This window comes from Spirillospora sp. NPDC046719 (genome assembly GCF_040645715.1).
In the GTDB taxonomy this organism is placed as follows: Bacteria; Actinomycetota; Actinomycetes; order Streptosporangiales; family Streptosporangiaceae; genus Spirillospora.
The window spans coordinates 10,851-16,132 of sequence record NZ_JBEYYT010000209.1; the positions used below are offsets into that span (position 1 = coordinate 10,851).

Below are 5,282 nucleotides of genomic sequence, written 5' to 3' on the forward strand. Positions count from 1 at the left end.
GGCGGGGTGGCTCCGCTGAGAGGCGGCCGGGGGAGACGACCCCCGCGGCCGCCTCAGCGTGCCGCCCCGGTGTCCGCTAGCGCTTCGGGACGATGTTCACGATCTTGGGGGCGCGGACGATGATCTTGGCGATCTCCGCGCCGCCCAGCGCGTCCTGGACCTTGGCGGAGGCCAGCGCCAGCCGCTCCAGCTCCTCGCCGGCGATGCCGGGCGGCACCTCCAGCCGGTCGCGGACCTTGCCGGCGACCTGCACGACGCAGGTCACCGACTCCTCCACCAGCAGCGCCGGGTCGGCCTGCGGCCAGCCCGCGCGGATCACCGGCGCGGTGCGTCCCAGCAGCTCCCACGCCTCGTCGGCGGTGTAGGGGGCGAACAGCGACAGCAGCACCGCGATCGCCTCGGCGGCCTCGCGGACGGCCGGGTCGGCGGCGCCGGGGCCGGAGTCGATCGCCCGACGGGTCGCGGTGACCAGCTCCATGATCCGCGCGATCGCCACGTTGAACCGCTGCGTCTCGACCATCCTCGTGGCCTCGTCGACGGTGCGGGCGGTGGCGCGGCGCAGCTCGGTGTCGCCGGACGCCGGGTCCGCGCCGGGCGCGGAGGACACCTCGGCGGCGATGCGGTGCACCCGGGTCAGGAACTTCGACATGCCGTGCGGGGACACGTCGGCCCAGTCGATGTCGTCCTCCGGCGGGCCGGAGAACAGCATCGCCAGCCGGACGACGTCCACGCCGAACTCGGCGATCTGGTCGCCCAGGTCGACCAGGTTGCCGGTCGACTTCGACATCCCGCTGCCGTTCAGGATCACCTGGCCCTGGTTCAGCAGCCGGGTGAACGGCTCGGTGAAGTCGACCATGCCCATGTCGTACAGGACCTTGGTGAAGAACCGGCTGTACAGCAGGTGCAGGATGGCGTGCTCGACGCCGCCGGTGTACTGGTCGACCGGCATCCACCGGCGGACCTGCTCGACGTCGAACGGGCCGTCCTCGTACCCCGGCGAGCAGTACCGGAAGTAGTACCAGGACGAGTCGACGAAGGTGTCCATGGTGTCGGTGTCGCGCTTGGCGGCGCCGCCGCACTTGGGGCAGGCCACGTTCACCCAGTCGGACGCGGCGGCCAGCGGCGAGGTGCCCTTGGGCGCCAGGTCGGCGCCGCGCAGGTTGTCCGGCAGCCGGACGGGCAGCTGGTCGTCGGGGACGGGGACCTCGCCGCACGCCTCGCAGTGCACGATCGGGATCGGGCAGCCCCAGAACCGCTGCCGGGACACCAGCCAGTCGCGCAGCCGGAAGTTGACGGAGGCGCGTCCGGTTCCGCGCTCGTCCAGCACCTCGATGATGCGCGCGATGGCGTCGCCCTTGGCCAGCCCGTCGATGGGGCCGGAGTTGACCAGCCGGCCGTCGCCGGGGGTGGCCATGCCGGTCTCGGCGGGGTCGGGCAGCCCGGTCTCCACGACGACGCGGACCGGCAGCCCGAACTTCAGCGCGAAGTCCAGGTCGCGCTGGTCGTGCGCGGGGACCGCCATGATCGCGCCGTGCCCGTACTCGGCCAGCACGTAGTCCGACGCCCAGACCGGCAGCCGCTCGCCGTTGACCGGGTTGACCGCGTAGCGGCCCAGGAACACGCCGGTCTTCTCGCGCTCGGTGGACAGCCGCTCGATCTCGCTCTCCCGGGAGACCTCCTCGCGGTAGGCCTCGAACGCGGCCCGCTGGTCGGGGTGGCAGATCTCCTCGGCCAGCGCGGCGTCGGCGGCGACGACCATGAACGTGGCGCCGAACAGGGTGTCGGGACGGGTGGTGTAGACGGTGACGGGCTCGTCCCGGCCCTCGATCACGAAGTCGACGTCGGCGCCGGTGGAGCGGCCGATCCAGTTGCGCTGCATCAGCAGGACGCGCTCGGGCCACTTGCCCTCCAGCTGCGCCATGTCGTCCAGCAGCCGGTCCGCGTAGTCGGTGATCTTGAAGTACCACTGGGTCAGCACGCGCTTCTCGACCAGCGCGCCGCACCGCTCGCAGTGCCCGCCGACGACCTGCTCGTTGGCCAGGACGGTCTGGTCCTTCGGGCACCAGTTGACGTGCCCGCCCTTGCGGTAGGCCAGGCCCCGCTCGTAGAAGCGCAGGAACAGCCACTGCGTCCACTTGTAGTACTCGGGGTCGGAGGTGTGCAGGCGGCGCGTCCAGTCGAAGGACGGGGCGTACCGGTGGAACGAGGCGGCCTGCGTCTCGATGTTGGCGTAGGTCCACTCGGCGGGGTGCGAGTCGCGCTTGATCGCGGCGTTCTCGGCGGGCAGGCCGAAGGAGTCCCAGCCGATGGGGTGCAGGACGTTGTGGCCGCGCTGGAACCAGTACCGGGCCACGACGTCGCCGATGGCGAACGCCTCGGCGTGGCCCATGTGCAGGTCGCCGCTGGGGTAGGGGAACATGTCCAGCGCGTAGCGCCGCTCGCGGCCGTCGTCCTTGTCCTCGGCCGTGAAGGGGTCGAGCTCCGCCCAGCGGGCCTGCCACTTGTCCTGAACCGCCCGTGGGTCGTACTGCTCGTCGCTGCTCACGCTTCCGCTCCGGTCTCCATCTGGGGTCACAGGGCCAACGGGCCGTCCGTCACATGAAACGACCCCTCGCGAAGGAGGGGCCACCACGTCGACGTCGATGCGTCAACGTGGTCGTTGAAGGAGCAGCCTGGCCGACATACATCAAGAGTAGCGCAACCGCAAGCCTTCACGCGGGGTCTGGCGGGCGCGGGCGGCCGGACGGGGTGCCCGGATCCGGCGCGCGGGAGGGGCTTGACGCGCGGCGCGGGATCGTCGATCCTCTCAAACAGGAAAGTTTCCTATTAGAAGGCGGACGGGCGCTCCCACCCGCCCGCCTCGTGAGCGGCTGCCGACTCCGACCCACCCCCCGCCAAGGAGGATCGCGTATGCCCCGCCGAATCCGCACGCCACGCATGCCCCGCAGGACCGGCCTCGCCGTCGCCGCCGCCGTGGGCGTCGGCGCCTCGGTCCTGACCGCGGCTCCCGCGCTCGCCCACGGCTACACCAGCACCCCGCCCAGCCGGGCGCTGCTGTGCAAGCAGGGCGTGGTCAAGAACTGCGGCCCCATCCAGTGGGAGCCGCAGAGCACGGAAGGCCCCAAGGGCTTCCCCCAGTCCGGTCCCGCCGACGGGACGATCTGCGCGGCCGGCGACAGCCGCTGGGCCCCGCTCGACGACCCGCGCGGCGGCACCTGGCCCGCCACGAGGGTGTCCAGCGGGCCGTACACCTTCACCTGGCACCTGACCGCCGCCCACGCCACCACCTCGTTCCGCTACTTCATCACCAGGGACGGCTGGAACCCCGCCCAGCCGCTCACCCGGGCGCAGCTCGACACCGCGCCCTTCCTCCAGGTCAACTACGGCGGGAAGCAGCCGCCCTACGACGTCAGCCACAGCGGCACGCTGCCCGCCAAGCACGGCCGGCACATGATCCTCGCCGTGTGGGACATCGCCGACACCGGCAACGCCTTCTACCAGTGCTCGGACGTGGACTTCGGCTGATCTCCGCGGCGGCCGCACGGCCGTGACCGACCCCCTCCCGGCGGGCCGCCCCGCTCCAGGCGCCCGCCCCAGGTGGCCAGGCGGGACCCCGCGTCCCACCTGGCCACCTGGTCATAGACTCCTCGGTAACCAACCGGCCGGTCACCGTCCCGCGCGAGGAGTGCCATGCTCAACCTGTCCGTGCTGCTGGAGGACGCCGCCAGGGAGACCCCCGACCGCGACGCCGTGGTCTTCGGCGACCTGCGGCTCTCGTACTCCTTCGTCGACGCGGTCGCGAACCAGGTCGCGAACCTGCTGCGGTCGCGCGGCGTCCGCCCCGGCGACAAGGTGGCGCTGTCCAGCCCGAACCTGCCGTACTTCCCGATGGTGTACTTCGGGGCGCTCAAGGCGGGCGCGGTGGTCGTCCCGCTGAACGTGCTGCTCAAGCCGCGCGAGATCGCCTACCACCTGGGCGACTCCGAGGCGAAGGCGTTCTTCTGCTTCGAGGGCACGCCGCAGCTGCCGCTCGGCGAGGCCGGCCGCGCCGGGTTCGAGCAGGCCGAGGGCTGCGAGCACTTCTTCCTGCTGCCGGCGAACCCCGCCGCGACCGAGTCGCCCATCGAGGGCGCCGAGCTGTTCTGGGCGGCGCTCGCCGGGCAGCCGGACACGTTCGACACCGAGCGGACCGAGGGCACCGACACCGCGGTGATCATCTACACCAGCGGGACGACGGGCCAGCCGAAGGGCGCCGAGCTCACGCACGGCAACCTGCTGATGAACGCGATGGTCGACGACACGCTGTTCGCGCGGACGCTGCACGACACGTCGCTGGTGACGCTGCCGCTGTTCCACATCTTCGGGCAGACGTGCGTGATGAACGTCGGGTTCTACCGGCGCGGGACGCTCGTCATGCAGCCGCGGTTCGACGCCAAGGAGGCGGTCGCGCTGATGGTGAAGGAGAAGGTGAACATCTTCGCCGGCGTCCCGACCATGTACTGGGCGCTGCTGAGCGACGACACCTCCCCCGAGGACGTCGCGACGATCCGGGAGAACCTGCGGGTCGCGGTGTCGGGCGGCGCGGCGCTGCCCATGGAGGTCATCAAGGGCGTCCGGGAGAAGTTCGGGATGAACGTCCTGGAGGGCTACGGGCTGTCGGAGACCTCGCCGGTCTGCTCGTTCAACCGGCCGGACCGGCCGACCAAGCCGGGCTCGATCGGGCTGCCGGTCTGGGGCGTGGAGATGAAGCTCGTCAACGACGAGTGGAAGGACGTCGAGGGCGAGGGCCCCGGCGAGATCGCCGTGCGCGGCCACAACATCATGAAGGGCTACTACAACCGGCCCGAGGCCACCGCCGAGGCGATCAAGGACGGCTGGTTCCGCACCGGCGACGTGGCCCGCCGCGACGAGGACGGCTACTACTACATCATCGACCGCTCCAAGGACATGATCATCCGGGGCGGCTACAACGTGTACCCGCGGGAGCTGGAGGAGGTCCTGATGACCCATCCGGACGTCTCGCTGGCCGCCGTGGTGGGCGTCCCGCACCCGAGCCACGGCGAGGAGGTCAAGGCGTACGTGATCCGCAGGCCGGGCGCCACGGTGACCGAGGACGAGCTGATCGCGTGGGGCAAGGAGCAGTTCGCCAACTACAAGTACCCGCGCATCGTGGAGTTCCGCGACGAGCTCCCGATGACCGCCACCGGCAAGATCCTCAAGCGCGAACTGCGCTGAGCCCCGGATGCCCCGGCCCGCGGCGAGCGGTCGTGATGGGACGCCCC

Annotated in this window: 3 protein-coding genes; 2 read left to right on the forward strand and 1 reads right to left on the reverse strand. The window is 71.3% G+C overall.

What is annotated here, in order from left to right; all coding sequences use genetic code 11:
- Positions 1-76 precede the first annotated feature (76 nt).
- Positions 77-2,545 carry a leucine--tRNA ligase gene (leuS, locus tag ABZ914_RS29905; RefSeq protein WP_500197260.1) on the reverse strand — a complete coding sequence of 823 codons (2,469 nt, stop codon included), beginning with the start codon at positions 2,543-2,545 and terminating at the stop codon, positions 77-79.
- Between the two features lie 365 nt (positions 2,546-2,910).
- Here leuS and ABZ914_RS29910 point away from each other — a divergent pair, with 365 nt between their 5' ends.
- Positions 2,911-3,525: a lytic polysaccharide monooxygenase gene (locus ABZ914_RS29910; protein WP_500197261.1), complete on the forward strand. Its 615-nt coding sequence runs from the start codon at positions 2,911-2,913 to the stop codon at positions 3,523-3,525.
- A 165-nt stretch (positions 3,526-3,690) separates the two neighbouring features.
- The gene (locus ABZ914_RS29915; RefSeq protein ID WP_190858115.1) at positions 3,691-5,235 is read left to right on the forward strand and encodes a long-chain-fatty-acid--CoA ligase; all 1,545 of its coding nucleotides are present in this window, start codon (positions 3,691-3,693) and stop codon (positions 5,233-5,235) included.
- Positions 5,236-5,282: the final 47 nt, after the last annotated feature.

Bases quoted from the DNA above. Each gene is read 5' to 3' on its own strand.
- ABZ914_RS29910 (WP_500197261.1), top strand. From the start codon at position 2,911: ATGCCCCGCCGAATCCGCACGCCACGCATGCCCCGCAGGACCGGCCTC.
- ABZ914_RS29915 (WP_190858115.1), top strand. From the start codon at position 3,691: ATGCTCAACCTGTCCGTGCTGCTGGAGGACGCCGCCAGGGAGACCCCC.